Origin of the sequence: Yinghuangia sp. YIM S09857 (genome assembly GCF_051388915.1) — a bacterium.
Taxonomy (GTDB): domain Bacteria; phylum Actinomycetota; class Actinomycetes; order Streptomycetales; family Streptomycetaceae; genus Yinghuangia.
Map to the genome: position 1 here is coordinate 33,164 of NZ_JBPKBH010000032.1, position 22,254 is coordinate 55,417.

Here is a 22,254-nt window from a genome sequence, read left to right on the forward strand (position 1 = left end):
GAAAAGGGCGGCGCCGAAGCCGTGTTCGCGGTCGGTCCTGATCGTTGGACAGGAGGTGCGGACGTCGAGCGGAAACCGCCCCGGAAGCACGGAAAGTCCGTACGGTCACTCGAAACGGTGGTGTCGGTTGCGATACGTGACATTACTAAGGTAAGCCTTACCTAAATAACCGTCAGCGGGCAGTTCGCCCGGACCCCATCCCGCCGAGCCCGCTCGGCCCAACCCGGGAGGCATACCCGTGAGCGCCGCACCGACGACGACCGACGCCGCCGCAGTCGGCCCGGGAGCAGACGCCGGAGTCGAGGACACCGCCGGGGCCGAGGGCATCCTGCTGCGGCAGTCCCGCCGCGAGTCGTCCGCCCGGACGTACGCCCGGTCGCTGCCCATCGTCCCGGTCCGGGCCAAGGGCATGACCGTCGAGGGCGCCGACGGCCGCCGCTACCTCGACTGCCTCTCCGGCGCGGGGACGCTCGCGCTGGGCCACAACCACCCCGTGGTGCTGGAGGCCATCCGCGGCGTCCTCGACTCGGGAGCCCCGCTGCACGTCCTCGACCTCGCCACTCCGGTCAAGGACCGCTTCGTCGACGCGCTGTACGACACCCTCCCACCGGAGTTCGCGCGCGACGCCCGCATCCAGTTCTGCGGCCCGGCGGGCACCGACGGCGTCGAGGCGGCGCTGAAGCTGGTGCGCACGGCGACGGGGCGGCGCGGCATGCTGGCGTTCTCGGGGGCGTACCACGGCATGACCGCCGGAGCGCTCGCGGTCAGCGGCGACACCGCGATCCGCGAGGCGATCGGGCCCGGGGCGGACGAGGTGACCCGGCTGCCGTACCCGCACCCGTACCGCTGCCCGTTCGGCGTCGGCGGCGGCGAGAGCGCACGGCTCGCCGCCCGGTACGCCGAGACGCTGCTCGACGACCCGTCCGGCGGGATCGCGGCACCGGCCGCGATGATCCTGGAGGTGGTCCAAGGGGAGGGCGGCGTCGTCCCCGCCCCCGACGCGTGGCTGCGCGAGATGCGCCGGATCACCGACGCGCGCGGCATCCCGCTGATCGTGGACGAGGTGCAGACCGGCCTCGGACGCACCGGGGCCTTCTGGGCGATCGAGCACAGCGGCATCGTCCCGGACGTCATGGTCATCTCGAAGGCGGTCGGCGGGTCGCTGCCGCTGGCCGTCGTCGTGTACCGCGGCGACCTCGACCGCTGGTGGCCGGGTGCGCACGCCGGCACCTTCCGGGGCAACCAGCTCGCCATGGCGGCCGGGACCGCGACCATCGGCTTCATCCGCGAGAACCGCCTCGACGAGGAGGCCGCGCGCATCGGCGCGAGGCTCACCGCGGGCCTGCGCCAACTCATGGCGGCGGAACCCGCGGTCGGCGACGTCCGCGGGCGGGGGCTCATGATCGGCGTCGAGATCGTCGACCCCGACGCGGCACCGGGACCCGACGGCGCGCGCCCGCCCGCCCCGGAACTGGCCGCCGCGGTACGGGCCGAGGCGCTCGACCGCGGCCTCATCATCGAGCTGGGCGGCCGCCACGGCACGGTGGTGCGCCTGCTCCCGCCGCTCACGATGACCGACGCGCAGGCCGACGGCGTTCTGGCCCGCCTCGCCGAAGCCGTCCCCGCCGCCGCGGCGCACCGGAGGACCCCGTGACCACCCCACCGGACCCCGCGACATTGATCGAGTTCGCCCCCGCCCCAGGCGCCGAACGCGCCCCCGGCTCCGCTGCGCCGAGGCACCTCCCTGCCCCGGAGTCCGCGTCGCAGTTACCCGCCGAACCCGCATACGCCACCCCCGCGCCTGACCCCGTGTACGGGCCGACAGCCCACGCTGCCCCGGCACCGGACCCCTCGCCGTCCACCGAGCCGCGGGGTGTGGGGGAGCCGGTCGAGTTCGGATCTGCCGCTGCCCCGGCGTTGCCCCTGCCGATGGATGGCCCCACTGCGGGCCCACCGCCAACAGCCGGGGCGGAGCCGCCTGTTGGGACCGTGACCGCGGCGGGTCCGGCGGCCTCGGGTGCGTTCGCGGCTTCGCCTGCCGATGCGCTGTCCCCGCCGAGCGGCGCTTCCGCATTTGCGGCCGGAGAGGGCCATGTGGCCTTTGGGACCGGGTACTTCCCGGCTTCGGAGCCCGCGATCGCGGCGCAGGCTTTATCGGCCCCTGGCCATGTCGCCTCGGCCCCTGAACCCGTGTCGGTGGTCCCTTCCGACTCGTCGCGTGCGTCCGCGGCGATCGCGTACGGCGCCCCCTCGCCGACCCACCCGCCGTTCGGCGTGCCCGAGCCTGCGGGCGGGGGTGCGCACACGGCGCCGGCGCCCTTTCCGGCTGCGGAGCGTGAGCCCGGGCTCCCCGCTCGGCTGTCCGGCGGGATTGCGGGGGGTGACGCGTTGGGGGAGTTGCTGGGAACGGTGCTGGGGTCGTTGTCTGCCGGCGTTCGGGAGCGCGGCGGGCCGTTGCCTGCCGGGGGGCCGCGAGTCGTGGATGCCGCGGTGCGGCGGGCGCTGGAGGGGGATCCGCTGCCCGAGCGCGGGGTCGGGCAGCGGGAGGCGCTCGCGGCGTTGACGCGGGTTCTGGCGTACGGCACCACCGATCCCGCCGACCCGCTGTGCGCCGGTCACCTGCATTGTCCGCCGCTCGCCGTCGCGGTCGCCGCCGACCTGGCCGCGTCAGCGCTCAACCCGTCCCTCGACTCGTGGGACCAGGCCCCCGCGGCCACCGCGCTGGAGACGGAGGTCGTGGCGGCCCTCGCCGGCCTGACGGGCTTTGCCCCTGGTCTGGCCGGAGGCACGGTGACGACCGGCGGGACCGAGTCGAACCTGCTCGGACTGCTGCTCGCCCGCGACCGCGAGGGGCCCAGCGCGGGACGCCACCGCGTGCTGTGCTCGGACGCCGCGCACTTCTCCGTCCGCAGGTCCGCCGCGCTGCTCGGGATGGGCGACGACGCCGTGGTCCCCGTCGCGACCGGTACCGACCACCGCATCGACCCCGGCGCCCTCGACGCCGTGTGCCGACGCGTGCTCGCCGCCAACGACCGGCCCACGGCGATCGTCGCGACCGCCGGCACCACCGACCTCGGCGCCGTCGACCCGCTCGCCGCCTGCGCGGACGTCGCCCGCGAGCACGGCGTCTGGCTGCACGTCGACGCGGCGTACGGCGGCGGCGCGCTGTTCTCCGACCGCCTCGCACCCCTCCTGCACGGCGTCGACCGCGCCGACTCCGTCGGCCTCGACCTGCACAAGCTCGGATGGCAGCCGGTCGCCGCGGGCGTGTTCCTGGTGCGCGACCGCGCGCTGTTCGCCCCGCTGACCCACCGCGCGAAGTACCTCAACCCGGCCGACGACGAGGATGCGGGCCTGCCCAGTCTGCTCGGCTGCTCGCCGCGTACCACCCGCCGCGCCGACGTCTTCAAGATCGCGGTCACCCTGCGCGCCCTCGGCCGCGAGGGCCTCGGCGCGCTCGTCGACCGCTGCCACGCCCTCGCCCGCCACGCGGCCGCCCGCATCGACCGCGACCCCGGCCCCGGCGCGCTCGAACTGACCGCCGAACCGGTGCTGACCACCGTGGTGTTCCGGTACGTCCCGCACCCGCACCCCGGCGAGTGCCCGGCCCGGCACGCCGACCTGGTCAACGCCGAACTGCGCCGCCGCCTGCTCACCGCGGGACAGGCGGTGGTCGGCCGCACCGAGATCGGGACCGGCCCGGGAGCGGTGCGCCTGAAGCTGACCCTGCTCAACCCGTACGCCTCTGAGCGCGACGTCGACGCGCTGCTGCACGCCGTGGTGGCCGCGGGACGCGCCGCGGAGCGCGACCTGTGAGCGACGGGCGCGGGACCGGACGACGGGAGCAGCCGACGGCAGGGTGGGCCGAGCCGTCGCCCTGCCCCGAGCCGTCGCCGCGCTCGGCGCAGGTCCTGCGCACGGCCCCGACGGCGCGTGCCTTCTCGGCGCAGCGCGCACTGCCCGCGCCGCGCCGGCCCCTTCTGGCGCCGCAGCGCCCTCTGCCCGTGTGGCGCCCCTTCTCGATGCGGTGCGCTCTCCCGGCGCCGTGCGTCCGGCCCGCGCCGGGCACCCTCCCGGTCCCGCCGCGCCCGCGCCTCGGCATAGCCCGCTGACGTCCCGGCGAATTCCGTTGTTTGCCTAATCTCCCCTGAATCTCCCCAAAATTAGGCGAAACGCGGGCCAAATGGTCGACATCGCCGGAAAACCCCAGATCATCGATGGATGTCGGTCCACCCGGGCCGATCGAACCCCCGGAGCCATGATGACGACCGCAGGTCCCGCCGTGCCTGTCGGAGTCCCCGTGCCCGCACCCGCACACCCCGCCGCCCGCACGGGCGACGAGACGCGCACCTGGACAGGCGACCCGCTCGACCACCCCGACCCCGACCGGGTCGGCGACGCCGCCGCGGCCGAGGCCCTGCTGCGCTGCTGGGTCCGCGAACGCGGCGTACCGCGACCACCCGGCGACGGGCCGCTTCGCCTGCCCATGCCCGCCACCGGCGTCACCCTCGACGTGCCCGTCCGCTACTGGTCGCAGGCCGGTTGGCACCGATTCGGCCCGCCGCGCCTGGCCGACGCGCCCGGGCCCGACCTGGACGCCGTCACCGTCGCCGCACTCCTCGGACGCGAGGCCGCCGGAGCCACCGCGGCCGCCCGTACCGACACCGCCGCGCGCGTCGCCGACTCCGCCCGCCGCGCAGCCGACCATGTGCGCCACCGCCGCGCGCACCCCGACGACCCGCCCGGCACCACGCCGTTCCTCGCCGCGGAGCAGGCGCTTCTCCTCGGCCACCCCACCCACCCCACGCCGAAGAGCCGCGACGGCCTGACCGCCGCGGAGGCCGCCGCCTACGCCCCCGAACTGCGCGGCGCCTTCCCGCTGCACTGGTTCGCCGTCCACCAGGACCTGGTGACCCAGGACAGCAGCACCGGCAAAACCGCCGCCGCCATCGCCGCCGAGCTCTCCGACGGCCTCGTCGGCCCCGCGGACCACGTCCTCGTCCCCGTGCACCCCTGGCAGGCCCGCGACCTCGCGCACCGCCCCGGCATCCGCGCCCTCCTCGACGTCGCCCTCATTCGCGACCTCGGCCCCTTCGGCCCGCCGTGGCACCCCACTTCGTCGGTACGCACCGTCTACCGGCCCGGCGCGCCCGTCATGCTCAAGCTGTCCCTCGGCCTGCGCATCACCAACTCGCGCCGCGAGAACCTGCGTAAGGAACTCCTGCGCGGCGTCGAGGTCGACCGCATCATGCGCGGCGGCCTGGTCGCCGAACTGCACGCCGCCCACCCCGGGTTCGACATCGTCCGCGACGTCGCCTGGCTCGCCGTCGACGCGCCGCGCACCAGCGGACCGGAGCGCGCCGAGAGCGGACTCGAACTCGTGTTCCGCGACAACCCGTTCGGCACCGACGACATCGCCTGCGTGGCCGGGCTCGTCGCGGAGCGTCCCGGCATGGGCCCGTCCCGCCTCGCCACCCTCGTCCGCGGCCTCGCCGAACGCACCGGCCGCACCACGGAGTCCGTCGCCGAGGAGTGGTTCACGCGCTACCTCGCCGCCGTCGCCGACCCCATCCTGTGGCTCGACGCGCACGCCGGGATCGCCCTGGAGGCCCACCAGCAGAACACCCTCGTCGTCCTGGACCCCGACGGCTGGCCGGCCGGCGGCCGCTTCCGCGACAACCAGGGCTACTACTTCCGCGACTCCCGCGCAGCCGACCTGCGGGGGCGCCTGTTCGGCGCGGGCGGCGGCAGCGACACCTTCGTCCCCGACGAGGTCGCCGACGAACGCCTCGCCTACTACCTCGGCGTCAACAACCTCCTCGGACTCGTCGGCGCGTTCGGCGCCCAGCGCCTCGCCGACGAGGACACCCTGCTGCGCCGCCTGCACGCAACCCTCGCCGCCCACGCCCCCCGCGTACGCGCCGCGCGCCTGCTCACCGGCGAACCCACGCTGCGCTGCAAGGGCAACCTCATGACCCGGCTGCACGGACTCGACGAGCTGGTCGGCCCCGTGGCCACCCAGTCCGTGTACGTCGACATCCCCAACCCGCTCCACGCACATCGCACGTCCGGAGGTGCCGTCCCCGCATGACCGTGTCCCCGCTGTCCCCCGCCAACAGCCCCGCCGACGCCACCGTGGAGGCCGCCGTCCAGGCCGCCGCCGCGCACCACGCCAAGACCACCGCCGAGGCCGACCCGACCGGCATCCCCGACGACGACACCCTCCGGCTCACCCACCGCCGGCTCCGCGAGGGCCTGTCCGGCCCGCTCACCGAGGCCAACCGGTGGGGCACCGTCTCGCTGCCCCCCGGCCGGTTCTCCTTCCACGAACTCCACCTCAAGCGCGACCTCCCGATCATCCACGAGTGGATGAACGACCCCGAGGTGGCCCGCTGGTGGGAACTCGCCGGCGGCATCGAGGTCACCGGCAACCACCTCGCGGCGCACAGCCGCCTCACCCACGCAACCGCCTACGTCGGCTGCCTCGACGACCAGCCCGTCAGCTACTGGGAGCTCTACCGCGCCGACCTCGACCCGCTGGCCCGGCACTACGCGGCGCAGCCGCACGACGTCGGCGTCCACGTCCTCATCGGACCCGCCGCCCACCGCGGGCGGGGCCTCGGCTCGTTGCTCCTCCTCGTGGTCAGCGAACTCATCCTGCGCGCCGCCCCCGACACCCACCGCGTCATCGCCGAGCCGGACGTACGCAACGCCGCCTCGATCGCCGCGTTCCGCCGCGCCGGGTTCCGCCGCTCCGTCGACCTTTCGCTGCCCGGCAAGACCGCCGCGCTGATGATCCGCGACCGGCACCGCGACGGGGGCCCGCTCACGGACGCCGCGGACGCGGCCACGAGCAGGCCCGACAACGGACGCGGCAGGTCCGCGTCCGCGGCAAGCGCACGGGGCAGGGGTGCACCTGACAAGGGCGCGCCGGGCAAGGGCGCGTCGGGCAAGGGCGCGTCGGGCAAGGGCGCACCCGCCAAGACCGCGCCCGCAGGGCCCGCCGGTGACGCCTCCGCCCGCGCCAACGCCACCCCTGCCGAGCCCGCCCCCGCCGAGCCCGCCACGACCGAGCGTGCTCCCGCGAACGGAACCCCGGCGGCGACCGAGTGACCGCACGCGAACTGCCCCACCCGCGCAGCGGCACCGCGCGCCCCGACCCCGGGACGCCCGTCCACGACCTGGTCGGCATCGGCATCGGCCCGTTCAACCTGGCCCTCGCCGCCCTCGCCGACCGGGTCGGGGGCCTGCGCACGCTCTTCCTCGACCGGTCCACCGAGTTCCGCTGGCACCCGGGCCTGCTCATCGACGGCACCACCCTGCAAGTGCCGTTCCTCGCCGACCTCGTCACCCTCGTCGACCCGACGAGCCCCTGGTCGTTCCTCGCCTACCTGCGGGCCCACGACCGGCTGTTCCCGTTCTACTTCGCCGAGCGCTTCCACGTGCCGCGCCGCGAATACGACCACTACTGCCGCTGGACCGCCGCGGCCCTGCCGTCCTGCCGCTTCGGCGCCGACGTCACCCGCGCGTCCTGGGACGCCCAAAGCGGCCTGTACCGCGTCGAGTTCCGCGACACCAAGACCGGCGAGACACACCGCGCCGCGGCCCGCAACCTCGTCCTGGGCATCGGCACCGAACCCGTCGTCCCGGCGCCCTTCGCCGACCTCCTCGACATCCGCGGGCCCCGCGACGTCCTGCACAGCGCCGACTACCTCGACCACCGCGACAGCCTCACCGCCGCCCCCGACGTCACCGTCGTCGGCTCCGGCCAGTCCGGCGCCGAGGTCTTCCTCGACCTGCTGCGCCGCCGCACCTCGCCCCGGCACCGCATCGCCTGGCTCACCCGGTCGCCGGCGTTCGCCCCCATGGAGTACTCCAAGCTCGGCCTGGAGCACTTCACCCCCGACTACACCCGCTACTTCCACGGCCTCGCCGAACCCGTCCGCGACCGCGTCCTGCCGGCCCAGGCCCAGCTCTACAAGGCGGTCAGCGCCGACACCCTCGCCGCGATCCACGACGAACTGTACGAACGCGGCATCGCGGGCGGCCGGGTCCGCGCCACCCTCATGCCCGGCGTCAGCGTCACCACCGCGGTCCGCACCCCCGCCGGGCTCGAACTCGGCTGCCACCACACCCAGCAGGACCGGGTGTTCACCACCCTCACCGACAAGGTCGTCCTCGCCACCGGCTACGCGCCGCGGCGTCCCGACCTCCTCGACCCCCTCGACGCACACCTCCTGCGCGACGCCCGCGGACGTCCCCGCATCGGCCTCGACCACCGCATCGCCCTCGACGAATCGGTCACCGGCGGCCTCTACGCGCAGAACGCCGAACTCCACACCCACGGCGTCGGCACCCCGGACCTCGGCCTCGGCGCCCACCGCGCCGCCGTCATCCTCAACGCCGTCTGCGGACGCGCGGTCTACCGGCTGCCCGCCCGCACCGCCTACACCACCTTCGGACTCGCCGCCGGAGACACCGCGGCCCCTGTCCCACTCACGGCACCGCCCGACGAACTGGAGACACCCCGTGTCCCTGCCCACTGAGCCCGCCCTGACCACGGCCGACCCCGGCGCGGCGCCACTGGTGGACGGCGGCCCCGGCGCGCCCGCGCCCCCGTCCGTCCCGGCGGCCCGCAGCGCCGACCCGCCACGGCAGGACGACGCCTGGGCCCGCGCCGGACGCGCGATGCTCGCCAAGGCCATCGGCGAATTCGCGTACGAGGAACTCCTCGCCCCCGTCCACGAACACGGCGACACCTACCGCGTCGACCTCCCCGGCGAGGTCCGGTACGGCTTCCGCGCGCGGCGCGGAGCGTACGACTGCTGGCACGTCGACCCCGCCTCGCTGCGCCGCACCGGTCCGCTCGGCGACGAGCCCGGCGACGACATGCTGCGGTTCCTCCTCGACGCGCACTCCACCCTCGGCCTCACCGGCGACACCGCGGGCCACCTCGTCCGCGAACTCACCGCGACCCTCGCCGCGGACGTCGCCATCGGCAAGACCGCGCAGCCCGCCTCCGTGCTCGCCGAACTCGACTACGCCGACCTCGAAGGCCACCAGACCGGCCACCCCTGGATCGTCGCCAACAAGGGCCGCCTCGGCTTCTCCGCCACCGACGCCGCCGGGTACGCCCCCGAGTCGCGGCGCACCATGCGCCTGCCGTGGATCGCCGTCCACCGCAGCCTCGCGCTCTACCGCGCCGTCCCCGGACTCGACGAACACCGCCTCTACGCCGAGGAGTTGGACCCCGCCACCGCGCAGCGCTTCGCCGAGCGCATGGCCTCCCGGCTCGGCGAGGACGCCGACCGCGGCGCCTACCTGTGGATGCCGGTGCACCCCTGGCAGTGGGACGAGACCATCGCCACCCTGTTCGCCCCCGATATCGCCGCCGGACGGATCATCCGCCTCGGCGAGGCGCCAGACCGCTACCTTGCCCAGCAGTCCGTCCGCACCTTCCTCGACATCGACCAGCCCGCCCGCCGCACGGTCAAACTCCCGCTGTCCGTGCTCAACACGCTCGTCTGGCGCGGACTCCCCACCGAACGCACCCTCGCCGCCCCCGCGGTCACCGCCTGGGTGCACGCGCTGCGCGACAACGACGAGTTCCTGCGCGACGAATGCCGCGTCATCCTGCTCGGCGAGACCGCGTCCGTCACCGTGCGGCACCCCGTCCTCGAAGACCTCCCCGGCGTGCCGTACCAGTACCGCGAACTTCTCGGCACCATCTGGCGCGAACCCCTCACCCCGTACCTCGAACACGGCGAACGCGCCCGCACCCTCGCCTCGTTGCTGCACATCGACCCGTACGGCCGCCCCTTCGTCGCCGAACTCGTCGACCGCTCCGGCATCGCCCCGCGCGCCTGGCTGCGCGCGCTGTTCCACACCATGCTGCCGCCGCTGCTGCACTGCCTGTACCGCTACGGCCTGGTCTTCTCCCCGCACGGCGAGAACGCCATCGTGGTCTTCGACGAGGACGACGTCCCGGTGCGCCTCGCGGTCAAGGACTTCGTCGACGACGTCAACATCAGCGACCGGCCGCTGCCCGAACTGGACGGCCTGCCGGACGAGGTCGCCGCTGTCCTGCTGCGCGAAGAGCCCGCGTATCTTTGCCAGTTCATCCATGCGGCGCTCTTGGTCGGGCACTACCGCTACCTCGCCGACACCGCCGAGATGCACCTCGGGGTCCCGCAGGCCGACTTCTGGGCCATGGTGCGCGACGAGATCCTGGACCACCAGGCGCGCTTCCCCGAACTCGGCGACCGCCACCGCATGTTCGACCTCCTCACGCCGCGCATCGACCGGCTCTGCCTGAACCGCAACCGGCTGCTGCTCGACGGCTACCGCGACCGGCCCGGCCGCCCGCACGTCGCCGCGCACGGCACCGTCCCCAACCCCCTGTACGGGGGACCAAGCTGACGAAGCCCCACGAAGCGCCTCCGCCGCACGGCCCCGGCGCACGCACCGACCGCCCGAACACCCGAAGATGACCATGGTGTGATTCCCGTCACGATGCCACAATGCGCCCGTGACGTTGGATCGAGCGCCTTTGCGCGTGGCCGCTGCCCAGGCACACGCCCTGGCCGGGAACGTGGCCGAGAACGTGGCCACCGCCGCCCAGCTCGTCCGGTTCGCCGCGTCCGCGGGCGCCGATCTCGTCGTGCTGCCCGAGCTGTTCCTGTCGGGGTACGACCTCGACCTGCTGCGCGGCGAACCGGAGAGTTGCGAGATCGTGCCCGGCGACCCCCGTCTCGACGACCTCGTGGCGGCCTGCTACGCCAGCCGCACCGTCGCCGTCGTCGGCGCCTGCGTGCGCAGACCCGGCGGCACCCGGTCCTCCTCGGTCCTCGTCGTCGGACGCGACGGCGAGGCCCACGTCGCCTACGACGCCCAGCACCTGCCGCCCGGCGCCCGCGACCTGTTCACCCCCGGCGACCACGGCTGCTCCGTCGAGGTCGGCGGCTGGCGGCTCGGCGTCGGCACCCGGCACGACATCGGCTTCCCCGAACACGTGCGCGCGGCCACGCTCGACGGCTGCGACGCGTACCTGTGCTGCGGCGCGTTCACCCGCGGCGACGAGGAGTACCGCCGCGGCCTCTACCTGGCCACCCGCGCCCTGGAGAACACCTGCTACACCGTCGTCGCCAACCACGTCGGCGCCACCGGCGACGGCCCGGCGTGCGGGCGCAGCGCGGTCTTCGGGCCGGACGGCCGAGTCGTCGCCGAGGCCGACGGCGAACGCGTCGACGTCGTCGTGGCCACCCTCCAGGACTTCGAGATCGACGCCGCCCGGGAGAGCCTGACCATGCTCAGCGAGACGCCCTGCCCGGCCAGCCGCCGCGACCGCCTCAAGCTCGACTGAGGCACGCGGCCCACCGACGACACCGTTCAGCCGGAACGCGACCACGGCACCGCGCGCCCTGGCATACCCGCGCCGGGGCGCCTAAGCTCACCCGCACGCCTACCCGCCGGTAACCGCCGTGGTGGGCCCGAACCAGGCCGGACCAGGGGAGACGTACGTGGGCCACACCCGACACCGCACCGCAGCCGCCGCCCTCGCCGCGGCCCTGGCCCTCACACTCGGCGCCTGCTCCTCCGACGACGACGGGAACGGCGGGGACGGCGGTGACGGCGCCGCCCGGCCCACCGCGTCCGGCGCACCCGGCGGAGCCGCCGCACCGCAGCAGACCGCCGCCGCGCCCGCCCCCGGAGCCGTACCGCCCGCCGCCGCACCCGGCGTCGGCTCCTACTACGTCGCCCTCGGCGACTCCTACGCCGCGGGCGTCAAGATCCCGGAGACCGTCCCCGGCAGCCCGCCCGGATGCAGCCGCAGCGGCAGCAACTACGCCCACCTGATGGCCGCGCAACTCGCCGTCCCCAGCTTCGCGGACGCCACCTGCGGCGGCGCCACCACCGCCGACCTCGCCGCACCCCAGACCACCCTGTCCGGCGGACAGGCCCCCGCCCCGCCGCAGTTCGACGTCCTCGGTCCCGAGACCAGGCTCGTCACCCTCGGCATCGGCGGCAACGACATCGGCTTCGGCGAGATCATGACCACCTGCGTCATGCGCAGCGGCAACAAGACCTCCCCGAACCCGTGCAAGGACGCCTTCACCAAGGACGGCCAGGACGTCCTCAAGCAGCGCATCGACGCCACCGGACCCAAGATCGACGCCGCTCTCAAGACCATCCGCGAGAAGGCGCCGCAGGCCCGCGTCCTCCTCGTCGGCTACCCGGCGATCCTGCCGGAGACCGGCAACGGATGCCCCGCCCAACTGCCCGTCGCGGTGGGCGACCTCGACTACCTGCGGAGCGTCATCCGCGACCTCAACGGCATGATCTCCGCGCGGGCCGCCGCCGGGAACGCGACGTACGTCGACACCTACACCCCCGGCATCGGCCACGACGTCTGCCAGCCCGTCGGGGTGAAGTGGGTCGAGGGCATCGTCCCCGAGTCACCGGGCGCCCAGGCCCACCCCAACGCGATCGGGCACGAGGGCATGGCCGCGGCGGTCGTCGCCATGGCCCGGCAGGCATGAGGACGCCCTGCCCCGTCGGACCTGCTGGTTCGGTCACCGCCCTTAGAGCCTGACCGGGGGCGCGCGAGGGCCGGGGAAGCACGCCGGGATCCGCGAAACCGCCCGTCCACGGGCGATCACGCGGATCCCGACGCGTCCGCGGGACGGCCGCCGCACACCCCTTAGGCTGGACCCGATGAGCGACACCGCGGCACCCGAGGCCCCCGACACCAGCAGCGGCGACACCGACACCACGGTGCCCGCGGACCACCCCGCCGCCGAGGCGGGCGCCGAGTCCGGAGCGGAGTCCGGAGCCGACACCGATGGCGACGCCGGCGTCGAGAGCGGCGACTCCGGCGGCGGACGCGCCGGCCTCGGCGAACTCCTCGCCGCCGCGGTCGGGGCCGTCGGCGGCACCGAGCGCCCCGGACAGATCCGCATGGCCGAAGCCGTCGCGGGTGCCGTCGCACGCCGCGAACACCTCCTCGTCCAGGCAGGCACCGGGACCGGCAAGTCCCTCGCGTACCTCGTCCCCGCACTCTCCGGGTACCGCCGAGTTGTCGTCGCCACCGCCACCCTCGCGCTGCAACGCCAACTCGTCGAACGCGACCTCCCGCGCACCGTCGAGGCCCTGCACCCGCTGCTGCGCCGCCGCCCCAGCTTCGCCACGCTCAAAGGCCGCGGCAACTACGTGTGCCTGCACCGCCTCCACGACGGACCGCCCGACGAAGGCGAGGTCCTGTTCGACCCCTCACCCGCCACCCCCACCGGACGCGACATCCTGCGGGTCCGCGACTGGGCCGACGACACCGAGACCGGCGACCGCGACGACCTCAGCCCCGGCGTCAACGACCGCGCCTGGGCCCAGGTCTCCGTCTCCTCCAGCGAATGCCTCGGCGCCTCGAAATGCGCCTACGGCCAAGAGTGCTTCGCCGAACGCGCCCGCGAGATCGCCAAGCAGTCCGACATCATCGTCACCAACCACGCACTGCTCGCCATCGACGCCCTCGAAGGCGCCCCCGTCCTGCCCGAGCACGAAGTCCTCGTCGTCGACGAGGCCCACGAACTCGCCGCGCGCGTCACGTCCGTCGCCACCGACGACCTCACCATCGGCACCGTCGAACGCGCCGCCCGCCGCGCCGCCAAACTCGCCAACGAGAAGGCCGTCGACGCGCTCCAGTCCGCCGCCGAGGCGTACGCCAAGGCCATGAGCATGCGCGAACCCGCCCGCCTCGCCGAACCGGACCCCGACCTCGGCTGGGCCCTCGCCGCACTGCGCGACGGCGCCCGCGCGGTCATCACCTCGCTCGGCGAGGTCCGCGACAAGTCCCTCTCCGACGAGGACGCCGCCCGCCGCCAGGCGATGGCCTCCGCGCAGGCGGTGCACGACACCTGCGAACGCATCCTCACCGGATCGCCGTACGACGTCCTCTGGATCGAACGCAGCGACCGCGTCGGCCCGTCCCTGCGCATCGCCCCCCTCGCCGTCGCCGGACTCCTGCGCGAAGCCCTCTTCGGCGACCGCACCGTCATCCTCACCTCCGCCACGCTCAAACTCGGCGGCGACTTCACCGGCGTCGCGCGTACCCTCGGCCTGAGCCCCGAGGGGCTCCTGCCCGAGCCAGGGGCCACCGTCCCGGCGGCACCACCCGCGCGCGGCAAGGCAGTTCGTGCCGTGGAAGACGAGGGCGACGAGGACGGCGACCCCGACACCGACGCCGAACTCGCCCCCTGGCGCTGCATGGACGTCGGATCGCCCTACGCCTATCCCAAGCAGGGCATCCTCTACGTCGCCAAACACCTCCCGCAGCCAGGCCGCGACGGCATGCACTCGTCCACCCTCGACGAACTCGCCGAACTCATCGAGTGCGCGGGCGGACGAACCCTCGGGCTCTTCTCCTCCCGCCGCGCCGCCGACGCCGCGACCGAGGCCCTGCGCGAACGCCTCGACGTCCCGGTCCTCTGCCAGGGCGACGACTCCCTGCCCGAACTTCTCAAGGCGTTCTCCGCCGACCCCGCGTCCTGTCTGTTCGGCACTCTCTCGCTGTGGCAGGGCGTCGACGTCCCCGGACCCGCGTGCCAACTCGTCGTCATGGACCGCATCCCCTTCCCGCGGCCCGACGACCCCCTCATGAGCGCCCGCGCGCAGGCCGTCCAACAAGCGGGCGGCAACGGCTTCATGGCCGTCTCCGCCACCCACGCCGCACTGCTCATGGCCCAGGGCGCCGGACGCCTCATCCGCGCCGCCGACGACCGCGGCGTGGTCGCGGTCCTCGACTCCCGGCTCGCCACCAAGCAGTACGGCGGCTTCTTCCGCGCCTCCATGCCGGACTTCTGGTACACCACCGACCGCAACCAGGTCCGGCGCTCGCTGGCGGCCATCAACGTGTGACTCGCGGGGTGAGGCCGTGACTTGGTCTTGACGGCCAGACGGCCAGACGGCCAGACGGCCAGACGGCTCGCGGGCGCGTGCGCGGTGGACGCGTGCCGGTGTCCGCCTGCGGGGCCAGGGCTCCTGCCGATGATCGTCAACGTCCTTGGCAGAGACGAGAACTGACGGACTCTCACGCGGCGGCACCGCGGAGGAGATACATATCCTCGTCACGCGGCCGGGCCGAGCGGCGGTCCAGCCGGGAACGCGAGGGGGAACCATGACACAGCCTCCAGGCGCCTACGGGCCTCCCGGCACGCCGGGGGGACCAGGAGGTCCACCCGCCTACGGCAGCCCGCCTCCGCCCGGCGGATCCGGCCCTGGGGGCCCTGGAGGCCCGAGCGGACCGGGCGGCCCGAGCGACCCGGGCGGCCCGAGCACCGGCGGAGGCGGAACCTGGCAGCCGTCCCCGCCGAGTCCGAGCCTGCCGGGCGTTCCGCCGCCGCCGACGCCCGGCACGCCGTCGGGCCCGCCTCCGGCACCGCCCGCGGGACCGCCGGCGAGCCCGGCAGCGCCTCCGCAGGTGCAGCCGGTCGGGAATGCGTACCCCGGCACGCCGCCGCCGGGAGCCGGAGGCTCGACACCGTCGTACAACCCGTACGGCACCGGCAGCACGCCCCCGCCGAACCGGCCCCACGACCCCGCACGGCGCCGCCTGATCGCGATTCTGTCCACGGTCGTCGCGCTCGCCCTCATCGCCACGGGCACGCTCGTGTGGCTCTTCGTCATCAAGGACGACGGCGGCGACGGCTCGTCCGCCACCGACGGCAGGACCATGGCGCGCGCGTGGGCCACCCCCGACACCGGCAAGAGCGTCGACATGCTCGGAGCCTGGACGTCCGGCCCGCGGGCCTTCGTCGGAGACGAGAAGGCGATCGTGGCGTACGACGTCGCCGACGGCCGCGAGGTCGGCAAGTTCACGGCCCCCTCGGGGGAGTTCTGCGGAATGGTCCCCAGGACCTCGCAGGACGTCGGCGTCGCGATGTACGGCGCGGGCGACAACTGCGACACGACGGTCGCCGTCGACCTCACCACGATGCGCTCGCTGTGGGAGAAGAAGACCAAGGACGTGGGCAACTCGGGAGACCGGTACCGGACCGTGCAGACCGACGTGGACGGCGAACTGGTCGTGGTGACGTCCGAGCGGGGCCTTGTCGCGTACGACCTGAAAACCGGGGACCAGCGCTGGAAGTGGGACTCGGCGGAATCCAACCCGGACGAGATCGACGGCCTGCGCGTGGACGGAAAGGCCGTGTTGGTCACGCAGACCACGTACGAGGAAGGCGAGCCCGCGGTGCTCACCGCATTCGACACCGCCGACGGCGCCCGCAAATGGACCAAGAACATCCCCGCCTCGGCCGACAGCTACGCCTCCTTGACGCTGATCCACGCCGACCCCGCGCTCGTGCAAATCGAGCGCAATGGCGAGGAGTTCTTCCAGGCGTACGACGCCGACGGCAATCTGCGCTCCGAGATCCCGGTGCGCGGACCCGAGGGAATTCTCGACCTGGAGTACGGCCAGAGCCCCTACGACCTCGACTTCTCGGCACCCACGCGCTACGCGGTCGTGGTCGCGAAGGACACGTTCTACATCATGGCCACGCGGCGCGACATGGGCCCGGGAGACGTGGTGCGGCTGGTCGCCTTTGACCTCAACACCGGCAAGGCGCGGTGGAGCAAGCCGCTCGGCAAGGGCGTCGGCGACGGGGACATCGTGGGCTCCGACGCGACCGGCGTCCTGGTCCTGGGCAAGGGGCTTCCCGGCGCACCCGGGCGGCTGGCGGCGTTCAAACACGAGGACGGCTCGTCGCTGGGCGCGCGCGAGGTGGGCGGCAAGGACCTGCTGGGCGCGGAGGACACCGACGAGTGGATGCTGACCGAGGGGCGGCTGGTCGGGTTCACCTGGAACGTGCGGCCAGGCGTCCCGAGCCTGGTGACGCTGGCCTGACTCGGTGGCGTTGCACGTGTGGGCGGTTCGGGCGCCGACATGCGGCGGGGGGGGGGGGGGGGGGGNGGGCGGCTGGTCGGGTTCACCTGGAACGTGCGGCCAGGCGTCCCGAGCCTGGTGACGCTGGCCTGACTCGGTGGCGTTGCACGTGTGGGCGGTTCGGGCGCCGACATGCGGCGGGGCCGCGGGGGATTCCTCCCGCGGCCCCACCGAACACTCTCGTCAGACGCGGCGCATGACCGCGACGACCTTGCCGAGGATCGTGGCGTCGTCGCCCGGGATCGGCTCGTACGCCGGGTTGTGCGGCATCAGCCAGCGGTGCCCGTCGCGGTTGCGCAGGCGCTTGACGGTGGCCTCGCCGTCGAGCATGGCGGCGACGATGTCGCCGTTCTCCGCGACCGGTTGGCGGCGTACCGCCACGTAGTCGCCGTCCATGATCGCCGCTTCGATCATCGAGTCGCCGCTGACCTTGAGCAGGAAGACCTCGCCGTCGCCGACGAGTTGGCGCGGCAACGGGAAGACGTCCTCGATCGACTGCTCGGCGAGGATCGGGCCACCGGCGGCGATACGACCCACCACGGGCACATACGACGCGGCCGGACGCTCGGCGCCGGCGCCGTTCCCGTTCGCCGTGCCGTTGGGCGCGACCGGGGCGAGGGGGCGTCCGCCGTCGGGGGAGCGCACTTCGTACGCTCGCGGGCGGTGCGGATCACGGCGCAAATAGCCCTTGCGCTCCAGGGCCATCAACTGGTGTGCGACCGACGACGTGCTGGAGAGGCCGACCGCCTCGCCGATCTCGCGCATGCTCGGCGGGTAGCCGCGCGATTCGACGGAGGCGCGGATGACCTCCAGCACGCGGCTTTGACGCGGCGTCAGACCACCGGCTCCGCGGCGCGGGAGAGACCGCACCTGAGCCGACTCCGACCGGTCCCCCCCGGGTGCGTCCGTTGCTGTCGCGGTGTTCCGGGCTGCACTGGCAAAGGCCGGAGGCTGGGGGCCTCCGACTGCTTCTCCGGACACGGGTTTCCCCTCTCGACGGATTACTCGCACACGGAGAACGGTAGCCGGGATCGAAAGGTTGCGCCAAACACACGTTCGAGTGAATTTGGCCCAATCCGCCTCAGGGATCGCCCCGGCGTAGTATTAATCGTACAGGTATTCGATCGAATGTATGTACTGAAGTCCGGTCGGAACGCCGTGGTCGGGCGGGTCTCATGCGCCGCTACGGCCGGGTTCGGAGACTACCCCGCGCGACCGCCGGAGCCGCCGCGGGCGGGGCCGCGGAGGCGTTCGGGCCGTAGGGGACAGTGCATCAGGCAAAGCCTGATTCGTCCGACATCTCCCGTAACACGCGCCCACCCGGCTGAATTTTCGCCCCACCGGTCTCCGGTGCCACCGCGGTGACCTGCGCCGATGACGAGAGGTCGCAACACCCTCTCCCAGGGTGCGCGTGTCAGCTTGCAGCACCTCGGGCCGCGCAATACGGTAGCCACTACATCTTGTGGTTCGGATTCAGATCTAACCCATAAGTTGTGGTCGCCGTATATACCACATCCCGAAGCGCACCAAGCGAAACCTCGCCGCGAACCGTCCGACGAGGCCCTGGGGCGCGGGGGCGACACCGTCGCACGGACACCTCGCGTACCCGCCCGTACGCCCGGAACCACGCGGCACACCAGGCAGGCACTCAGGGGAGGACAACACCAGTCATGCACTGCCCCTTTTGCAGGCGGCCCGACAGCCGCGTCGTCGACAGCCGCACCACCGACGACGGCGCCGCGATCCGCCGCCGCCGCTCCTGCCCGGACTGCGGCCGCCGCTTCACGACCATCGAGTCGGCCTCCCTGACGGTGGTCAAGCGCAGCGGCGTCACCGAACCCTTCAGCCGCGACAAGGTCGTCACCGGCGTCCGCAAGGCATGCCAGGGCCGACCCGTCACCGAGGACGCCCTCGCCCAACTCGGCCAACGCGTCGAAGAGGCGGTGCGCGCCACCGGCTGCGCTGAACTCAGCACGCACGACGTCGGCCTCGCCATCCTCGGCCCCCTGCGCGAACTCGACGAAGTCGCCTACATGCGCTTCGCCTCCGTGTACCGCGCCTTCGACTCGCTTGAGGACTTCGAGTCCGAGATCTCCCTGCTGCGCACCGAAGCCGCAGGCACCCTCGGACCAGCCGACGACCCTCCCGGGACCGCCTCCGATGCCCCCGCCGAAGACGATGTCCCCCGATCCGGGGGATTGGTTTCGGCCACGGATGGAGAACCACACCATCCGCGCGGACCCGCCCCCGGGGCCGGACCCACCCGCTGACGCCGAACCCCGGCGTCACCACACCCGAAGACCGCACGACACACCAGGTGGAACGAACGACGGACCACCCGATCGGGCATGCCGGAATCGCCGGCCCGCCCGCGGCGTTGTTCAGGAGGAGATACGTATGACAGAGACGACGAGCGGCTCAGCACGCGGCGCCGGCCGGGCGAAGCCCGGCAAGGGCCTCCGCATCGAGCGCGTGTACACGACCCCCGGAACCCACCCGTACGACGAGGTGGTCTGGGAGCGCCGTGACGTCGTCATGACCAACTGGCGCGACGGCTCGATCAACTTCGAGCAGCGTGGCGTCGAGTTCCCCGACTTCTGGTCGGTGAACGCGGTCAACATCGTGACGAGCAAGTACTTCCGCGGCGCGGTCGGCACCGACGCGCGCGAGTGGAGCCTCAAGCAGCTCATCGACCGGGTGGTGAAGACCTACCGCAAGGGCGGCGAGGACAACGGCTACTTCGGCTCGCCCGCCGACGCCGAGATCTTCGAGCACGAGCTGACGCACGCCCTCCTCCACCAGATCTTCAGCTTCAACTCCCCGGTGTGGTTCAACGTCGGCACCACGCAGCCGCAGCAGGTCAGCGCATGCTTCATCCTGTCGGTCGACGACACGATGGAGTCGATCCTCGACTGGTACAAGGAAGAGGGCCTGATCTTCAAGGGCGGCTCGGGCGCCGGCCTGAACCTCTCCCGCATCCGCTCCAGCAAGGAGCTCCTCTCCTCCGGCGGCAACGCCTCCGGCCCGGTCTCTTTCATGCGCGGCGCGGACGCGTCCGCCGGCACCATCAAGTCGGGCGGTGCCACCCGCCGCGCCGCCAAGATGGTCGTCCTCGACGTGGACCACCCCGACATCGAGGACTTCATCGACACCAAGGTGAAGGAAGAGGAGAAGATCCGCGCGCTGCGCGACGCGGGCTTCGACATGGACCTGGGCGGCGACGACATCACGTCCGTCCAGTACCAGAACGCGAACAACTCGGTGCGCGTCTCCGACGAGTTCATGAAGGCCGTCGAATCCGGCTCGGAGTTCGGCCTGCGCGCCCGCATGACCGGCGACGTCCTCGAAACGGTCGACGCCCGCAAGCTCTTCCGCAAGATGGCCGAAGCCGCCTGGGCCTGCGCCGACCCGGGGATCCAGTACGACGACACGATCAACCACTGGCACACGAATCCCGAATCGGGGCGAATCACCGCATCTAACCCATGCAGTGAGTACCACAGTTTGGACAATTCGTCATGCAATCTCGCTTCACTCAATCTGATGAAGTTTTTGCGCGATGACGACACGTTCGACGTGGTGCGGTTCGCGAAGGTCGTCGAGCTGGTGATCACGGCGATGGACATCTCCATCTGCTTCGCGGAGTTCCCGACCGAGAAGATCGGCGAGACGACTCGGGCGTTCCGCCAGCTCGGCATCGGGTACGCGAACCTCGGCGCGCTGCTCATGGCGACCGGTCACGCCTACGACAGCGACGGCGGCCGCGCCCTGGCCGGCGCAATCACCTCGCTGATGACCGGTACGGCCTACAAGCGCTCGGCGGAGATCGCCGGCGTAGTCGGTCCGTACGACGGGTTCGCCCGCAACGAGAGCGCGCACAAGCGCGTTATGAAGCAGCACTCGGACGCGAACGACGCCGCGACGCGCATGGACGACCTCGACATCCCGGTGTGGGAGGCCGCGACCAAGGCCTGGAAGGAAGTGCTCAAGCTCGGCGAGAAGAACGGCTTCCGCAACGCGCAGGCCTCGGTGCTCGCTCCCACAGGGACCATCGGCCTGATGATGGACTGTGACACCACCGGCGTCGAACCGGACCTGGCCCTGGTCAAGTTCAAGAAGCTGGTCGGCGGCGGCTCGATGCAGATCGTCAATGGCACGGTGACGCGCGCGCTCCAGCGCCTCGGATACCAGGACGAGCAAATCGAGGCAGTCGTCGAGTACATCTCCGAGCACGGCCATGTCGTGGACGCGCCGAGCCTGAAGACCGAGCACTACGAGGTCTTCGACTGCGCGATGGGCGAGCGTTCCATTGCCCCGATGGGCCACGTGCGTATGGTGGCGGCCGTTCAGCCCTGGCTGAGCGGATCGGTCTCCAAGACCGTCAACCTCCCTGGTAGCGCCACGGTCGAGGACATCGAGCGGGTCTACATGGAGGGGTGGAAGCTCGGCACGAAAGCCCTCGCGGTTTACAGGGAATCGAGCAAGGTCGGCCAGCCTCTCTCCGCGAAGAAGAAGGAAGAAGAGACGGCCGAGAAGCCCGTCGCCGTCGAGAAGGTCGTCGAGTACCGTCCGGTCCGCAAGCGCCTCCCGAAGAGCCGCCCGGGGATCAGCACCTCGTTCTCGGTGGGCGGCGCCGAGGGCTACATGACGGCGAATTCGTACCCGGACGACGGTCTGGGTGAGGTCTTCCTCAAGATGTCCAAGCAGGGTTCGACCCTCGCGGGCATGATGGACGCCTTCTCGATCGCCGTGTCGGTCGGCCTCCAGTACGGCGTGCCGCTGGAGACGTACGTCTCGAAGTTCACCAACATGCGCTTCGAGCCGGCCGGCCTGACGGACGACCCGGATGTGCGGATGGCGCAGTCGATCGTCGACTACATCTTCCGCCGCCTGGCGCTCGACCACCTGCCGTTCGAGACCCGCTCGGCGCTCGGCATCCACTCGGCCGAGGAGCGTCAGCGGCACCTCGACACCGGTTCGTACGAAGCGGCCGAGACGGACGGCGAGGACGACGACGTCACGACGGAGACGCTGGCCCAGTCGGCCCCTCGCGAGCACAAGAGCTCCCCGCCGGAGCTGAAGGTCCTTCCGGCAGCGGTGCATTCGTCGACGGAGCTGCTGGAGGCCCAGCAGGGCCGCAGTGCGGACGCCCCGCTCTGCTTCTCCTGCGGCATCAAGATGCGCCCGGCCGGTAGCTGCTACCTCTGCGAGGGCTGCGGCTCCACCAGTGGTTGCAGCTGAACGAAGCGGCCCGACAACGTGGTGACGAAGCGTTGTTGAGGCAGCGGGGATTGTGAGAGGGAGCCGACCCGCGGGTC

Annotated in this window: 13 protein-coding genes; 12 read left to right on the forward strand and 1 reads right to left on the reverse strand. The window is 72.7% G+C overall.

Annotated features, from left to right (window positions below):
• Positions 1-238 precede the first annotated feature (238 nt).
• From ACRX5S_RS39200 to ACRX5S_RS39245, 10 genes are all read left to right on the forward strand, one after another.
• A complete protein-coding gene (locus tag ACRX5S_RS39200; protein WP_436778060.1) occupies positions 239-1,654 on the forward strand; it encodes a diaminobutyrate--2-oxoglutarate transaminase in 1,416 nt (471 codons plus the stop codon).
• Between the two features lie 824 nt (positions 1,655-2,478).
• The gene (locus ACRX5S_RS39205) at positions 2,479-3,816 is read left to right on the forward strand and encodes a pyridoxal phosphate-dependent decarboxylase family protein (RefSeq protein ID WP_436778061.1); all 1,338 of its coding nucleotides are present in this window, start codon (positions 2,479-2,481) and stop codon (positions 3,814-3,816) included.
• Positions 3,817-4,258: 442 nt separating this feature from the next.
• Positions 4,259-6,091, forward strand: a complete 1,833-nt coding sequence (locus ACRX5S_RS39210) for an IucA/IucC family protein (RefSeq protein WP_436778062.1) — start codon at positions 4,259-4,261, stop codon at positions 6,089-6,091.
• A complete protein-coding gene (locus ACRX5S_RS39215) occupies positions 6,088-7,113 on the forward strand; it encodes a GNAT family N-acetyltransferase (protein WP_436778063.1) in 1,026 nt (341 codons plus the stop codon). Before ACRX5S_RS39210 ends, ACRX5S_RS39215 begins: the two co-directional genes overlap by 4 nt.
• Positions 7,110-8,546, forward strand: a complete 1,437-nt coding sequence (locus ACRX5S_RS39220; protein ID WP_436778064.1) for a lysine N(6)-hydroxylase/L-ornithine N(5)-oxygenase family protein — start codon at positions 7,110-7,112, stop codon at positions 8,544-8,546. The genes ACRX5S_RS39215 and ACRX5S_RS39220 overlap by 4 nt, the downstream gene beginning before the upstream one ends.
• Positions 8,547-8,688: 142 nt before the next feature.
• The gene (locus tag ACRX5S_RS39225) at positions 8,689-10,419 is read left to right on the forward strand and encodes an IucA/IucC family protein (RefSeq protein ID WP_436778085.1); all 1,731 of its coding nucleotides are present in this window, start codon (positions 8,689-8,691) and stop codon (positions 10,417-10,419) included.
• Between the two features lie 109 nt (positions 10,420-10,528).
• Positions 10,529-11,362: a carbon-nitrogen hydrolase family protein gene (locus ACRX5S_RS39230; protein ID WP_436778065.1), complete on the forward strand. Its 834-nt coding sequence runs from the start codon at positions 10,529-10,531 to the stop codon at positions 11,360-11,362.
• Positions 11,363-11,519: 157 nt separating this feature from the next.
• A complete protein-coding gene (locus ACRX5S_RS39235) occupies positions 11,520-12,539 on the forward strand; it encodes an SGNH/GDSL hydrolase family protein (protein ID WP_436778066.1) in 1,020 nt (339 codons plus the stop codon).
• A 175-nt stretch (positions 12,540-12,714) separates the two neighbouring features.
• On the forward strand, positions 12,715-14,910 hold the full coding sequence (locus ACRX5S_RS39240; protein ID WP_436778067.1) for an ATP-dependent DNA helicase: 2,196 nt from the start codon (positions 12,715-12,717) through the stop codon (positions 14,908-14,910).
• Positions 14,911-15,472: 562 nt separating this feature from the next.
• Positions 15,473-16,897, forward strand: coding sequence for an outer membrane protein assembly factor BamB family protein (locus ACRX5S_RS39245; RefSeq protein ID WP_436778068.1), 1,425 nt, complete (start codon positions 15,473-15,475; stop codon positions 16,895-16,897).
• Positions 16,898-17,119: 222 nt separating this feature from the next.
• Here ACRX5S_RS39245 and lexA read toward each other — a convergent pair whose 3' ends face one another.
• On the reverse strand, positions 17,120-17,806 hold the full coding sequence (gene lexA / locus ACRX5S_RS39250; RefSeq protein WP_436778069.1) for a transcriptional repressor LexA: 687 nt from the start codon (positions 17,804-17,806) through the stop codon (positions 17,120-17,122).
• Between the two features lie 800 nt (positions 17,807-18,606).
• On the opposite strand from lexA, the gene nrdR reads away from it, so the two are divergent.
• Together nrdR and ACRX5S_RS39260 are read left to right on the forward strand one after the other, a co-directional pair.
• Positions 18,607-19,206 (forward strand): transcriptional regulator NrdR, encoded by a 600-nt coding sequence (gene nrdR / locus ACRX5S_RS39255; protein ID WP_436778070.1) that lies wholly within the window; start codon positions 18,607-18,609, stop codon positions 19,204-19,206.
• Positions 19,207-19,333: 127 nt separating this feature from the next.
• A complete protein-coding gene (locus ACRX5S_RS39260; protein WP_436778071.1) occupies positions 19,334-22,177 on the forward strand; it encodes a vitamin B12-dependent ribonucleotide reductase in 2,844 nt (947 codons plus the stop codon).
• The last annotated feature ends 77 nt before the right edge of the window (positions 22,178-22,254 follow it).